Origin of the sequence: Streptomyces sp. CBMA29, from assembly GCF_014596445.1 — a bacterium.
Lineage (GTDB): Bacteria > Actinomycetota > Actinomycetes > Streptomycetales > Streptomycetaceae > Actinacidiphila.
Map to the genome: position 1 here is coordinate 45,483 of NZ_MECL01000015.1, position 12,172 is coordinate 57,654.

Here is a 12,172-nt window from a genome sequence, read left to right on the forward strand (position 1 = left end):
AACATTTTACGCTCTCTTGACATTCCACGGCCCACCGGCCGCCGACCGCTGGGCTGCCCCTATGGTTGCCCTTGCACAACGAGCACCTTGATCACCGGTCCGCCCTGCCCCTCGAAGGACAGCGATGCCCGCACGGAAGAAATCCCGCCGCGTACGCTTCATCGTGATCGCGTTCGTGCTGCTGCTCGTAGCGGGCATCGGATTCGGGTCCTACTGGAGCGTGAGCACCGTCCGCGCCTCCTTCCCGCAGACATCGGGCTCCCTGAAGCTCAAGGGCCTGTCAGGGCCCGTCGACGTCATGCGCGACGCGAACGGCATCCCCCAGGTCTACGCCGACAGCCCCGAGGACCTTTTCCGCGCCCAGGGCTTCGTCCAGGCGCAGGATCGGTTCTACGAGATGGACGTACGCCGCCACCTCACCTCGGGGCGGCTGTCCGAGATGTTCGGCAAGGGCCAGGTCGAGACCGACGCTTTCCTGCGCACCCTGAACTGGCGCGGCGTCGCGCAGAAGGAATACGACACCAAGCTCGACGCCACCACCAAGAAGTACCTCCAGGCGTACTCCGACGGTGTCAACGCCTACCTCAAGGACCACAGCGGCGCCGGACTGTCGGTCGAGTACGCGGCGCTGTCGTTGAGCAACGACTACAAACCCGCGCCCTGGACACCGGTCGACTCCGTTGCCTGGCTCAAGGCGATGGCCTGGGACCTGCGCGGCAACATGCAGGACGAGATCGACCGCGCCCTGATGACCAGCCGCCTCAGCCAGGCGCAGATCAAGCAGCTCTACCCGGCGTATCCGTACGACCGCAACCGGCCGATCGTGGACGGCGGTTCCGTCAACAAGATCACCGGCGCGTATGAGCCCGCGTCGTCCAGCGGCCCGCAGGGACTCAGCAGCTCGGTCAACACGCAGCTTTCGGGGATCTCGCAGATCATTGACCAGATGCCGGCGCTGCTCGGTCCGTCGGGTGACGGCATCGGCTCCAACTCATGGGTGGTGTCCGGCACCTACACCACCACCGGCAAGCCGCTGCTGGCCAATGACCCGCACTTGGCACCGCAGCTTCCCTCGCTCTGGTACCAGATGGGCCTGCACTGTCGGGTGGTGAACGCTGCCTGCCCGTACGACGTCGCCGGTTACACCTTCTCAGGAATGCCAGGGGTCGTCATCGGCCACAACCAGAGCATCGCCTGGGGAATGACCAACCTGGGTGCGGACGTCACCGACCTCTACCTGGAGAAGGTCACGGCGGGCACCTATCTCTACGACGGCAAGCAACTGCCCTTCAAGACGCGCCAGGAGACCATCAAGGTCGCGGGCGGTAAAAGCCGCACTATTACGGTGCGCGAAACCAACAACGGCCCCGTGATCTCCGACCGCAGCGACGAGATCCGTATCGTCGGACAGACCGCACCCGTCACCGATCCACCGGGCGGCGTCAACAGTGGTTACGCCGTCGCTCTGAGGTGGACAGCGCTCGAGCCTTCGAAGACCATGGACGCCGTCTTCGAACTCGACAAGGCGACGAACTTCGACCAGTTCCGCGCCGCTGCCGCCGACTTCGCGGTCCCGTCGCAGAATCTGATCTACGCCGACACCAAGGGCAACATCGGCTACCAGGCGCCGGGCCAGGTGCCGACGCGCGCCGACGGTGTGGACGGTACGTACCCGGTGCCCGGCTGGGACTCGCACTACGACTGGACGGGCACGATCCCGTTCAAGTCGATGCCGTACGAGTACAACCCCTCCCGCGGATACATCGTGACTGCCAACCAGGCCGTCATCGATCAGAGCAAGTACCCGTACCTGCTGACCGAGGACTGGGGGTACGGCACCAGGAGTCAGCGCATCAACGACCTCATCGCGTCCAAGATCAAGGACGGCGGCAAGGTCTCCATGGACGACATGCAGTCGATGCAGGGCGACAGCAGCAGTGAGATCGCCAAGCTTCTCGTTCCGTATCTTCTGAAGATCAACATTACGAACGACAAGGGTGACTACGTACGCAAGGCGCAGCAACTGCTGGAGGGCTGGGACTTCAACCAGGACGCCGACTCCGCCGCCGCCGCGTACTTCAACGCGGTGTGGCGTAATGTCCTGAAGCTCGCCTTCGGAAACAAGCTGCCCAAGGAACTGCGTCCTGCGGGCCAGTGTCTGCGTGTGCCCCCAGCGGGTCAGACCGGGCCGGTCGACAATCTCGACGGCAGCACCGGCACGGTCCAGGAGTGCGGCGAGCGGGACGCCGACGAGGCGCAGCCGGACGGCGGCGACCGGTGGTTCGAGGTCGTTCGCAAGATGTTGCCGCAGCAGAACAGCCCCTGGTGGACGATGTCGACAACAGCGTTCTTCAGCGGCGACCCCGACAAGAAGCACCACAGCGACCGTGACCAGCTCCTTGAACAGGCCATGAAGGACGCCCGCTACGAGTTGACCGCCAAGCTCGGCAAGGACATCGACACCTGGAGCTGGGGCCGCCTCCACAAGCTGGAGCTGAAGAACCAGACGCTGGGAACCGAAGGCCCCGCCGTGCTCAAGTGGCTGCTCAACCGCGGCCCCTGGCAGCTCGGCGGCGGTGAGGCGGCCGTGAACGCGACCGGCTGGAACGCGGCGGGCGGTTACGACGTCGTCTGGGTCCCGTCCATGCGGATGATCGTCAATCTCCAGGACCTCGACAAGTCCCGGTGGATCAATCTGACCGGCGCGTCAGGACATGTCTACAACGCGCATTACACCGACCAGACCAATATGTGGGCCAACGGCGAACTTCTCCCCTGGGTGTTCTCCGCCGAGCAGGTGGACAAGGCCACCAAGGCGAAGATGGCACTCACTCCGTAAATCACACCGGCTATCGCGCACCTGGTGACGGAAAACGTCAAGCGCGAATGACGTCACCTGGTGAAGCGGTGTACTCCTTCCGGCGTCACCGCCAGGTGGACGAGGTGGTCGTGCGGCTCCTGCGGGACCCGTTCGACCACCTCGTGCGCGTAGAGCAGCACCATGAGAAGCGGATCGACTGCGGCCGCCCTCAGTCGCCCGAGGACGCGGTCGTACGAGCCGCCGCCGCGGCCAAGACGTACACCGCGCGCGTCCACGGCGAGGCCGGGCAGCAGGACGGCCCGCGCCTTGGTGACGGCTTGGGGGCCGAGACGCTCGCCGGTCGGCTCGAACAGGCCGCGCCCGGTGCGTCGCAGGGCGTCGCGGCCGTCGTATGCGGCCCAGTCCAGGTCGTTGTCGTTGAGCAGGACGGGCAGCAGGACGTGCGTACCGGCGTTCCGCAGGGCCTCGATCAGCTCCCTGGTGCCGGGTTCCGCGCCGATCGACACATAGGCGGCTACTGGTCCGGGCCCAGCCAGCTCGGGTAGGCCGCGTACTGTCTGCGAGAGCGCTGTGGCTGCGGCGGCGCGGTCGGCGGCGGTAAGGTCGCGTCGGGTGCGCAGGAGCCGGGTCCGCAGTGCTGCTTTTCGCTCGCGGGCGTCGCTCATACCACACGCATCCGTCACCAATCCGTCACAACCAGTCGGACCTTCGTCTTCGGGCAAATACTTGCCCGCTATGGTGCACGGCATGACGCAATCACATCCCCGTACCCGGATCAGCAAGGCTGTCATCCCTGCCGCCGGTCTTGGTACCCGCTTCCTGCCGGCGACCAAGGCGACGCCCAAGGAAATGCTTCCCGTGGTCGACAAGCCGGCTATTCAGTACGTGGTCGAGGAAGCCGTGTCCGCACAGCTCTCCGATGTGCTCATGATCACAGGACGCAACAAGCGCGCCCTGGAGGACCATTTCGACCGCAACTACGAGCTGGAGGAAGCACTCACCCGCAAGGGTGATGAGTCCCGGCTCGCGCGGGTGCGCGAATCCAGCGGTCTGGCGACCATGCACTATGTGCGCCAGGGTGATCCGAAGGGCCTCGGTCACGCGGTGCTGTGCGCCGAACCGCACGTCGGTGACCAGCCGTTCGCCGTTCTGCTCGGTGATGACCTCATCGACCCCCGCGACCCGTTGCTGGCGCGCATGGTGGAGGTCCAGGAGCGACACGGCGGCAGTGTCGTCGCGCTGATGCGGGTCGACCCTTCGCAGATTCACCTCTATGGCTCCGCCGCCATAGTGCCGACGAGTGACGACGATGTCGTGCGCGTCACGGACCTGGTGGAGAAGCCGCACCCCGACCAGGCGCCGTCGTCGTTCGCGGTCATCGGCCGCTATGTGCTCGACGCCGCCGTCTTCGATGTGCTGAAGAAGACCGAGCCGGGGCGTGGCGGCGAGATCCAGCTCACCGACGCGTTGCGTGAGTTGTCGCACCGGGACGACACCGGCGGGCCGGTGCATGGTGTGGTGTTCACCGGGCGGCGTTACGACACCGGTGACCGCGGTGACTATCTGCGTGCGATTGTCCGACTGGCATGCGAACGTGATGACCTGGGGCCAGATTTCCGGACCTGGCTGCGTTCGTACGTCACCGAGGAGATGCAAGAGTGAGTCATGACGCCGACCGGGTGTGGTCCGTCTCCGAACATCTCGACAGCATCCTGGGCCAACTGACCCCGCTGGAACCGATCGAGCTGCAGATCCTCGACGCGCAGGGGTGTGTGCTGGTCGAGGACGTCACGGTGCCGGTTGCGCTGCCACCGTTCGAGAACAGTTCCATGGACGGCTACGCGGTACGGGTCGCCGACACCAAGGCGGCGACCGAGGAGCACCCGGCGGTGCTCGACGTGGTCGGCGATGTGGCGGCGGGGAGCGGCGAACTGCCCACGGTGGGACCGGGTCAGGCCGCCAGGATCATGACAGGCGCCCCGCTGCCGCCCGGAGCTGAGGGTGTCGTGCCGGTGGAGTGGACCGACGGCGGCACCGGTGGCGGCCCGGCGGTGAGTATGACCGCGCACAGCGCCGACCCGGCCGGCGCGGCGGGTGAGGTGCGGGTGCACCGGCCGGTGGAGCACGGGCAGTTCGTGCGGGCTCGTGGCAGTGATGCCGCCGCGGGGGAGCTGGCGTTGGCCGCCGGTACGATTCTCGGCCCGGCGCAGATCGGGCTGCTCGCGGCGATCGGGCGCGGCGCCGTCAAGGTGCGGCCCCGGCCGCGGGTGGTCGTGGTGTCCACCGGCAGCGAGTTGGTGCAGCCGGGTGAGGACCTCGGGCCCGGTCAGATTTACGACTCCAACAGTTTCGCGCTCACCGCCGCCGCGTGGGCGGCCGGCGCCATCGCGTATCGCGTCGGCGCTGTCGCCGACGAGGTGGAGACGCTTCGCGCCACCATTGAGGACCAGCTCATCCGCGCCGACATCATCGTCACCAGCGGTGGGGTGAGCGTCGGCGCGTACGACGTCGTCAAAGAAGCGCTGTCGTCGATCGCGGACGGCAGTGAGATGAACGTCAACGGCGACGACGGTGAGGGTGACATCTCCGCACCAAGTGGATATGTCGACTTCCGCAAACTCGCGATGCAACCGGGCAAGCCGCAGGGCTTCGGGCGGATCGGCCCCGACCGCACGCCGCTGCTCGCGCTGCCCGGCAATCCGGTGAGCGCGTACGTGTCCTTCGAGTTGTTCGTCCGCCCCGCGATCCGCACGCTGATGGGTGCCGGGTCGGTGCACCGGGAGGTCGTGCGCGCGGTGTGCGTCACCGCGATCGAGAGATCGCCGGAAGGCAGGCGGCAGTTCTTGCGCGGTCACTACGACCGGGCGTCCGGTACGGTCACGGCGGTCGGCGGTTCCGGGTCGCACCTGGTCAGGGCGCTCGCGCACGCCGACGCGCTGATTGTCGTACCGGAAGCCGACACCTCGGTCGAGGCCGGGGCGGACGTCGAAGTGGTGGTGCTGGAGCCGTAGGCGGTCGGCCACCGGGCGGTCCGCGCGCACGCCGGCGCGGACCCGCGGGCCGCGCGGAGGTCCCTGCCGGTACGGTGTCTGCCCAAGAGACCGCACCGGGAGAACGATGAGCAGCGCGCAGCAGCACCTCACCCACCTCGACGAGGCAGGCGCGGCCCGAATGGTCGACGTCTCCGCCAAGGACGTCACCGCGCGCACGGCCAGGGCGACAGGACGGGTCCTGGTCGATCCCAGCGTCATCAAACTTCTGCGCGGCGCAGGCGTTCCGAAGGGTGACGCCATCGCCACCGCGCGGATCGCCGGGATCATGGGCGCCAAGCGCACCCCTGACCTGATCCCGCTCTGTCACCCGTTGGCGGTGTCCGGTGTGACAGTCGACCTGGTGGTCGCCGACGACGCCGTGGAGATCGCCGCCACCGTGAAGACCACCGACCGCACCGGGGTGGAGATGGAGGCGCTGACCGCGGTCACCGTCGCCGCGCTCACGGTCATCGACATGGTGAAGGCCGTCGACAAGGCGGCGGTCATCACCGATGTGCGGGTCGAGGAGAAGACCGGCGGCAAGTCCGGCGACTGGCACCGCGCATGACCGCCCCCGCCGTACCGCAGGCCGCGCAGGGCCGCACTCTGCGCGCGCTCGCCGTCACCGCGTCCAACCGCGCCTCCGCAGGCGTGTACGAGGACCGCGGCGGCCCGCTGATCGTCGCCGCGCTCCAGGAGCTGGGTTTCGCCGTGGACGGCCCGCGGGTCGTACCCGACGGCGCGCCCGTCGGCGAGGCGCTGCGGGAGGCGGCCGAGGCCGCGTACGACGTGGTGGTGACCACCGGCGGCACCGGTATCTCGCCGACGGACCGTACCCCCGAGGTCACCAGGGAACTGCTCGACTACGAGATCCCCGGTATCGCCGAGGCGATCCGTGCGGCGGGCCGGGCGAAGGTGCCGACCGCCGTGCTCTCCCGTGGCGTGGCCGGGGTGTGCGGACGCACGCTGGTGGTGAACCTTCCCGGTTCGAGCGGCGGGGTCAAGGACGGCCTCGCCGTACTCGCCCCGCTCCTGGTGCACGCCGTCGACCAGATCCATGGCGGCGATCATTTGAATGACCAAACGACTTCAGTCCCTGGGAGACCGAGCTGAACGGGTCCTGGCCGGTTGAGTTGGTGGACGGTGACATCACCCTCCGCCCGATCCGGATGCGTGACCAGCGCGCCTGGCGCGAGGTCAACCGACGCAACCGCGACTGGCTGCGTCCGTGGGAGGCGACCGTGCCGCCCGCCCCGCCCGGCCATGTCGCGCAGCGCCCTACGTACCGTCAGATGGTGCGGCACCTGCGGTCGGAGGCGAGCGCGGGCCGGATGCTGCCGTTCGTCATCGAGTACCAGGGGCGGCTCGCGGGTCAGCTCACTGTCGCGGGCATCACCTGGGGGTCGATGTGCTCGGCGCACGTCGGTTACTGGGTGGATGAGGCGGTCGCCGGGCGAGGTGTGATGCCGACGTCCGTGGCGCTCGCCGTCGACCACTGCTTCCGGCGCGTCGGACTGCACCGCATCGAGGTGTGCATTCGCCCGGAGAACGGTCCCAGCCGCAGAGTGGCCGAAAAGCTCGGCTTCCGGGAGGAGGGGCTGCGTCCGCGCTATCTGCATATCGACGGTGGATGGCGGGACCATCTGGTCTACGCGCTGACGGCGGAGGAAGTCCCGGAGGGGTTGCTGAACCGCTGGCGGCAGGCCAGGCCCGGTACGCACCAGAAATAAAACAATTGTTCGAAAATGAAGCCAATCGCAAAAAAATCTCGGCATATCAGCCAGATCGTGCGACACACCGGGCCAAATTGCGTATGGCGTGTCTCGATCACCCCTACCGTGTAGCGCGTGAGCAGTAGTGGCCTCATCTACGCAGTCATCGTCGGGGCCTGGGCTGCCTACTTGGTGCCCATGTGGCTCCGTAGGCAGGATGAGCTCAACGAAGCGCGTCCGACGGAACGCTTCAGCACCGCCATCCGGCTTCTGTCCGGGCGCGCGGCGATGGAGCGGCGTGTCGCGAAGGCGCGAGGTGAGAGCGTCGAACCCGCGGAGGGCGCAGCCGACGACGTATCCGAGGACGACCTCGCCGGAACGGTGGACGTCCGCGGACTCGCCGTGCCCGCGACCGAGGTGCGGCCGGGCATCCCGCAGGCCGCGCACGGCGCCCACGGCGTCCACGGAGCACGCGGTACTCAGGGCGCGTCCGGCGCACATGGTGCGCACAGCGCGCACGGTGCCCGCTCCGGCGTGCCCAACCCGCGCGCCAAGGTGCTCGCGCGCCGTCGCCGCACCACGACACTGCTGTTCCTCGGCTTCACCGTCGGCGCCGTCGCGGCGGCTGTCGGCGGCGTCGCGCTGCTCTGGGCGCCCGCCGTCCCGGCCGTTCTGCTGACGGTCTACATCGGCCAGATGCGTCGCCAGGAGCGGCGTCGCTTCGAGGTGCGCATCGACCAGCGGTACGCCGCCGAGGCCGCCCGACGCCTGCGCGCCCGGCCGGAACCGGCCGCCGAGGAGCACCAGCATCAGCATCAGCACCAGGCGGCGCCCGCCGAACGCCCCGCGCCCTCGCCGCGCACGGCCGACCGGCGCGCTCTCGTCGAGCAGACCGACCATGCCGAGTGGGTCGACCAGCAGCGCGCGCAGCAGAACAACGACGACGGCTGGGAGCCCGTACCGGTCCCGCTGCCCACCTATGTGACGGCTCCGGTCGCCCCCCGTACGCCGGGCGGCGTCGACCCCGGCGCGCCTGACACGTGGAGCGCCGCCAGGTCCGGCACCGCCGCCGCGGAATCCGCCCCGGCGGCTGCCGCGCAGGAGTCGGCCCCGGCCGCACCCCAGCCGCGCCGCCCGCGCCCGCGCACCCCCCGCACCCCGCTCTTCGACCAGTACGCCGATCCCTCCGACCGCCCCCGCGCCGCCAACGAGTAGCCCTGCCAGGCTTCCCGGCCATCCGGACCAGCGCGAATCACGTTCACGACCACCCGTCTCGGGATGCTAGAGTTTTCCTCGTTGCAAGGGCCTGTGGCGCAGTCCGGTAGCGCACCTCGTTCGCATCGAGGGGGTCAGGGGTTCGAATCCCCTCAGGTCCACCGCAGCTCAAAGCCCCTCCCGGGTGTTCTTCGGGAGGGGCTTTTTCGCGCTGTACAGCAGCAAAGTACAGCAGCTACTTTTGAGCCTGCTGGCCCAGGTGTTCGCCGAGCTTGCGCAACGCCTTCCGGGTCGCCTCGGACGGTATGTGCGTGTAGACCTCCATCGTGACCGCGATCTTGCTGTGCCGGAGGATCTGCATCGCGACCCGGGGGTGCACGTCGAGCGCGGCCAGGAGCGAGCCGCAGGTGTGGCGAGTGTCGTGCAGCCGAATCCGCCGCACCCCAGCCTTGTCCGACCGGGAGGCGAACGAGCGGTTGAAGTTGCGGGGTTCGACCGGCGTTCCGTACCGCGTGGTGAAGACGAAGTCGGACTCGGTCCACAGCTCACCGGCCGCTTGCTTGGCCGCCTCCTGTTCCTTCTGCCGCAGCCGCAGGGCGGTCACGCAGATCTGCGGCAACGGCAGCACCGCCGACGATGCCTCGGTCTTGGTCTCGTCGTGCACGAGTTGGCGTCGGATGCGCTGCAACTGGAGGTCTACAGTCACCTCTCCTGCGTCGAGGTTCACGTTCTTCCACGTCAGCCCGAGTACCTCACCGCGTCGGAAGCCGAGGACCAGGATGAGCACGTAGGCCGTGTACAGCGGATCACGAACGCTCCGGGCTGCTTCGAGGAACTCGCGCGCTTCTTCTACCGACCACGGATGACGCTTGACCTTGCGCCCCGAGCGCACCTTGACCAGGGCCGCGACGTTCTTCGGGATCAGCTCCTCGGTGATGGCGTTGGTCAGGGCCGACCGCAGCACAGCACGCGCGTCCTGGACTGTCCTGCGGGAGGCGAGCTGTTTGCAGCAGGCTCCGGCCGCACAGCAGCGGGGCCTGTCCCGCTTCGCGTCCTTGCCCTGAGCGCAGCATTGGCACTGAGCGAGCAGGGTGTTCACCCAGGTGCGGATGTCCCGCACGGTGAGCTTGTCGAGCCGCTTCGCCCCAAGGCCGGGGGTGATGTAGAGCCGGACGTGCATGGCGTACGTCTCGGCCGTCTTGGGCTTCAGGTCCGGGTCCACGACCTCGGCCAACCACCGGGTCAGATAAGGGCCCAGGGTGGGCGAAGAGGTGCTCACCGGTCCGTTCTTCGCCTCGGCATGCAGCCTGATCCACTTGTCGTGCACCTCGTCACGGGACTTGCCGTAGACGTACTTGCGGGCGCGCTTGCCGTCCGGCTTGGTGACCCAGACGTAGGCCGCGTGGCCGTTCTTGTACGGGTAGATGGAGCCTTCGCCGTTGCTGCGCTTGGTACTCACGCTGCCTCCTCGGCGGTGGCGACGACGTGTGCGACGTACTCGTCGACCCAGGCAGGGAGGATGCGGCGGTTGCGGCCGATGACGACGGAGCGGATCTCGCCGGTGAGGACCAGCATCTTGGTCTTGGACAGGCCGAAGCCGAGCATGTCGGCGACCTCGGCGGTGGTGAACCATTTCCGCTCCATGGCGGATATGGGGGTGGGCATGGAGTCTCTTCTCTCGGCGGCGCGGGGCAACGCGCTGCCGTGCTGACTGGTGGGATGGGCGGTGGTGACGCGTACCGCTTGGCTGTCCTCGGCGTTGGTAGCGCCGGGGACGGTGCGGGTGTTGGCTGGCTGGGCCGGATGCGGCGGACTGCGCCGAGAGGACGTTCCGGCAGCGGTCGACAGTGGAGGGGGAACCCTCCTACTGGCCGTCGGACGGCCCCTTGCGCAGCGGGTCCCAGGGGGAGTTAGGGGCCGGGTACCACTCGGGTCCGGTGTCCTGGCCGACGTTCACGCCCTGGGCCGCGAGGCGGTCGGCGATCTCGTCGTACTCGCGCTCGGCCTCGTCGAGCCGGGATCTGGCGCCCTGCTCGATGTCGTGGGCGGTCTTCCACTCCTGCTCGGCCTTCTGGACGCGGTAGCCGGCCTCCTGCAGTTCGTAGTCCGGCTCGTCGGGGCCGGCGACTGCTTCGGTCATGAAGTGGGCGGCGGGGACGTTGAGGGCCTTGGCCAGGCCGACGACCTCGTCGAAGCGCAGCAGACGGGTGCCGTTCTCGATCTTGGCGATCTGGGTCTGGTGGAACTTGAAGCCGAGCCGGGTCATGCGCTCGGCCAGGTCTTCCTGGGACAGGCGTGCGGCCTTCCGCAGGACCTTCATGTTGTGCGCCACGAGGGCCTCGCCCTCCAGGGGCGTGTAGCGGTGCGCGTGCGGACTGGACATGTCGGCCTCCCTTCGGCCCGGTCTCGACGCGCCGGGATGAAATAAAACGATACCGCATGAAGAATCCATGCCGCAAGCGGTTGAGTTGTTCGTTATGGAATCGTGACCACCTCTGACCGGCCAACATGCTGGAATCGCATGCTCTAAGAATGCCAGAAGCGCTTGACTGGCGGGCGGGCGCCGTGATATGAATGTTCTAATCCCGCATTGCGATCCCAACCTGGAAGAGGTTGAGCGCCTGTCGAGACTGACGCCGCACAGCACAAAGCCCCCGGCGCTACCAACACCGGGGGCCTGACGGAAACCACGCCACCGCCCATCCCAGGACAGTCAGCCAACGGCGGACCGGGTTGCCCCCCGGAACCCGCCGAGCAAGGAGTCTCCGTGAACGAGAGTACTGCCTCCAGCCCCGGCCCCGCAGCCCCAAGCCCCATCCCACCGACCGGCACCTGGCCGACCGTCGCACAGCCAGGCGGTAGCCACCGGCCCTCCCAGCCCGACGCCGTATCTCCGCTCCCCGCCCCCGGGCGGGCACCCGCACCGGACCGGCCGCAGGAGCCGGCCGGCCCGCCGGAGATACCCGACGTACCGCCGACCGAGGGCGACGAACTGCTCAGGCGGCTGCGGGCGCTGATCGCCAGGTTCGTGGTCCTGCCCTCCGGCGAGGCCCTGGACGCGGCCACGCTGTGGGTCGCCGCATCCCACCTGCAGGCCGCCTGGCAGCATGCCCCGCGCCTGGCGGTGGTCGGCCCGGCGAAGCGGTGCGGCAAGTCGAGGCTGCTGGACGTGCTGGCCGAGACCGTCCACGCCCCGGTGCTGACTGTGAACTCCACACCGGCCGCGGTCTTCCGGTCCATCACCGAGGAGCCGCCCACCCTCCTGGTGGACGAGGCCGACACGATCTTCGGCAGCCCGAAGATGGCGGAGAAGAACGAGGAGATGCGCGGCCTGCTCAACGCCGGGCACCAGCGCGACCGCTACGTCCTGAGGGTGGTGGGCAGCGAGCACA

Annotated in this window: 11 protein-coding genes, 1 tRNA gene and 1 pseudogene; 9 read left to right on the top strand and 4 right to left on the bottom strand. The window is 68.3% G+C overall.

Annotation, left to right across the window (positions count from 1 at the left end; translation table 11 throughout):
• Nucleotides 1–124: 124 nt before the first annotated feature.
• A complete protein-coding gene (locus BGM09_RS02735; protein WP_188279737.1) occupies nucleotides 125–2,839 on the top strand; it encodes a penicillin acylase family protein in 2,715 nt (904 codons plus the stop codon).
• Nucleotides 2,840–2,892: 53 nt separating this feature from the next.
• Here the strand turns inward: BGM09_RS02735 and BGM09_RS02740 are convergent, their stop codons facing one another.
• Entirely contained in the window at nucleotides 2,893–3,486 is a 594-nt protein-coding gene (locus BGM09_RS02740; RefSeq protein ID WP_188279738.1) for a 5-formyltetrahydrofolate cyclo-ligase, read from the bottom strand.
• Between the two features lie 82 nt (nucleotides 3,487–3,568).
• Between BGM09_RS02740 and galU the strand changes: the two genes are divergently transcribed.
• The 7 genes from galU (at nucleotide 3,569) to BGM09_RS02775 (ending at nucleotide 8,941) form a co-directional block, all read left to right on the top strand.
• Nucleotides 3,569–4,483, top strand: a complete 915-nt coding sequence (gene galU, locus BGM09_RS02745) for a UTP--glucose-1-phosphate uridylyltransferase GalU (protein ID WP_188279739.1) — start codon at nucleotides 3,569–3,571, stop codon at nucleotides 4,481–4,483.
• Nucleotides 4,480–5,832 (top strand): gephyrin-like molybdotransferase Glp, encoded by a 1,353-nt coding sequence (gene glp, locus BGM09_RS02750; protein ID WP_188279740.1) that lies wholly within the window; start codon nucleotides 4,480–4,482, stop codon nucleotides 5,830–5,832. Before galU ends, glp begins: the two co-directional genes overlap by 4 nt.
• A gap of 106 nt (nucleotides 5,833–5,938) precedes the next feature.
• Nucleotides 5,939–6,421: a cyclic pyranopterin monophosphate synthase MoaC gene (gene moaC, locus BGM09_RS02755; protein WP_188279741.1), complete on the top strand. Its 483-nt coding sequence runs from the start codon at nucleotides 5,939–5,941 to the stop codon at nucleotides 6,419–6,421.
• Nucleotides 6,418–6,966 carry a molybdenum cofactor biosynthesis protein B gene (locus BGM09_RS02760; protein ID WP_188279742.1) on the top strand — a complete coding sequence of 183 codons (549 nt, stop codon included), beginning with the start codon at nucleotides 6,418–6,420 and terminating at the stop codon, nucleotides 6,964–6,966. The genes moaC and BGM09_RS02760 overlap by 4 nt, the downstream gene beginning before the upstream one ends.
• Nucleotides 6,963–7,583 (top strand): GNAT family N-acetyltransferase, encoded by a 621-nt coding sequence (locus BGM09_RS02765; protein ID WP_188279753.1) that lies wholly within the window; start codon nucleotides 6,963–6,965, stop codon nucleotides 7,581–7,583. Before BGM09_RS02760 ends, BGM09_RS02765 begins: the two co-directional genes overlap by 4 nt.
• A gap of 117 nt (nucleotides 7,584–7,700) precedes the next feature.
• Nucleotides 7,701–8,780, top strand: coding sequence for a hypothetical protein (locus tag BGM09_RS02770; RefSeq protein WP_188279743.1), 1,080 nt, complete (start codon nucleotides 7,701–7,703; stop codon nucleotides 8,778–8,780).
• A gap of 87 nt (nucleotides 8,781–8,867) precedes the next feature.
• Nucleotides 8,868–8,941: transfer RNA gene (locus tag BGM09_RS02775), tRNA-Ala, on the top strand.
• A gap of 74 nt (nucleotides 8,942–9,015) precedes the next feature.
• Here the strand turns inward: BGM09_RS02775 and xerC are convergent.
• The 3 genes from xerC to BGM09_RS02790 form a co-directional block, all read right to left on the bottom strand.
• On the bottom strand, nucleotides 9,016–10,239 hold the full coding sequence (gene xerC, locus BGM09_RS02780) for a tyrosine recombinase XerC (RefSeq protein ID WP_188279744.1): 1,224 nt from the start codon (nucleotides 10,237–10,239) through the stop codon (nucleotides 9,016–9,018).
• Complete coding sequence (locus tag BGM09_RS02785) at nucleotides 10,236–10,445, bottom strand: excisionase family DNA-binding protein (protein WP_223186199.1); 210 nt, start codon at nucleotides 10,443–10,445, stop codon at nucleotides 10,236–10,238. Before BGM09_RS02785 ends, xerC begins: the two co-directional genes overlap by 4 nt.
• 199 nt (nucleotides 10,446–10,644) lie before the next feature.
• A complete protein-coding gene (locus BGM09_RS02790) occupies nucleotides 10,645–11,163 on the bottom strand; it encodes a helix-turn-helix domain-containing protein (protein ID WP_223186200.1) in 519 nt (172 codons plus the stop codon).
• Between the two features lie 384 nt (nucleotides 11,164–11,547).
• Between BGM09_RS02790 and BGM09_RS02795 the strand changes: the two are divergent.
• A pseudogene (locus tag BGM09_RS02795) lies at nucleotides 11,548–12,172 on the top strand (hypothetical protein); the annotation flags it as partial.

Bases quoted from the DNA above. Each gene is read 5' to 3' on its own strand.
- BGM09_RS02735 (WP_188279737.1), top strand. From the start codon at position 125: ATGCCCGCACGGAAGAAATCCCGCCGCGTACGCTTCATCGTGATCGCG.
- BGM09_RS02740 (WP_188279738.1), bottom strand. From the start codon at position 3,486: ATGAGCGACGCCCGCGAGCGAAAAGCAGCACTGCGGACCCGGCTCCTG.
- galU (WP_188279739.1), top strand. From the start codon at position 3,569: ATGACGCAATCACATCCCCGTACCCGGATCAGCAAGGCTGTCATCCCT.
- moaC (WP_188279741.1), top strand. From the start codon at position 5,939: ATGAGCAGCGCGCAGCAGCACCTCACCCACCTCGACGAGGCAGGCGCG.
- BGM09_RS02760 (WP_188279742.1), top strand. From the start codon at position 6,418: ATGACCGCCCCCGCCGTACCGCAGGCCGCGCAGGGCCGCACTCTGCGC.
- BGM09_RS02785 (WP_223186199.1), bottom strand. From the start codon at position 10,445: ATGCCCACCCCCATATCCGCCATGGAGCGGAAATGGTTCACCACCGCC.
- BGM09_RS02790 (WP_223186200.1), bottom strand. From the start codon at position 11,163: ATGTCCAGTCCGCACGCGCACCGCTACACGCCCCTGGAGGGCGAGGCC.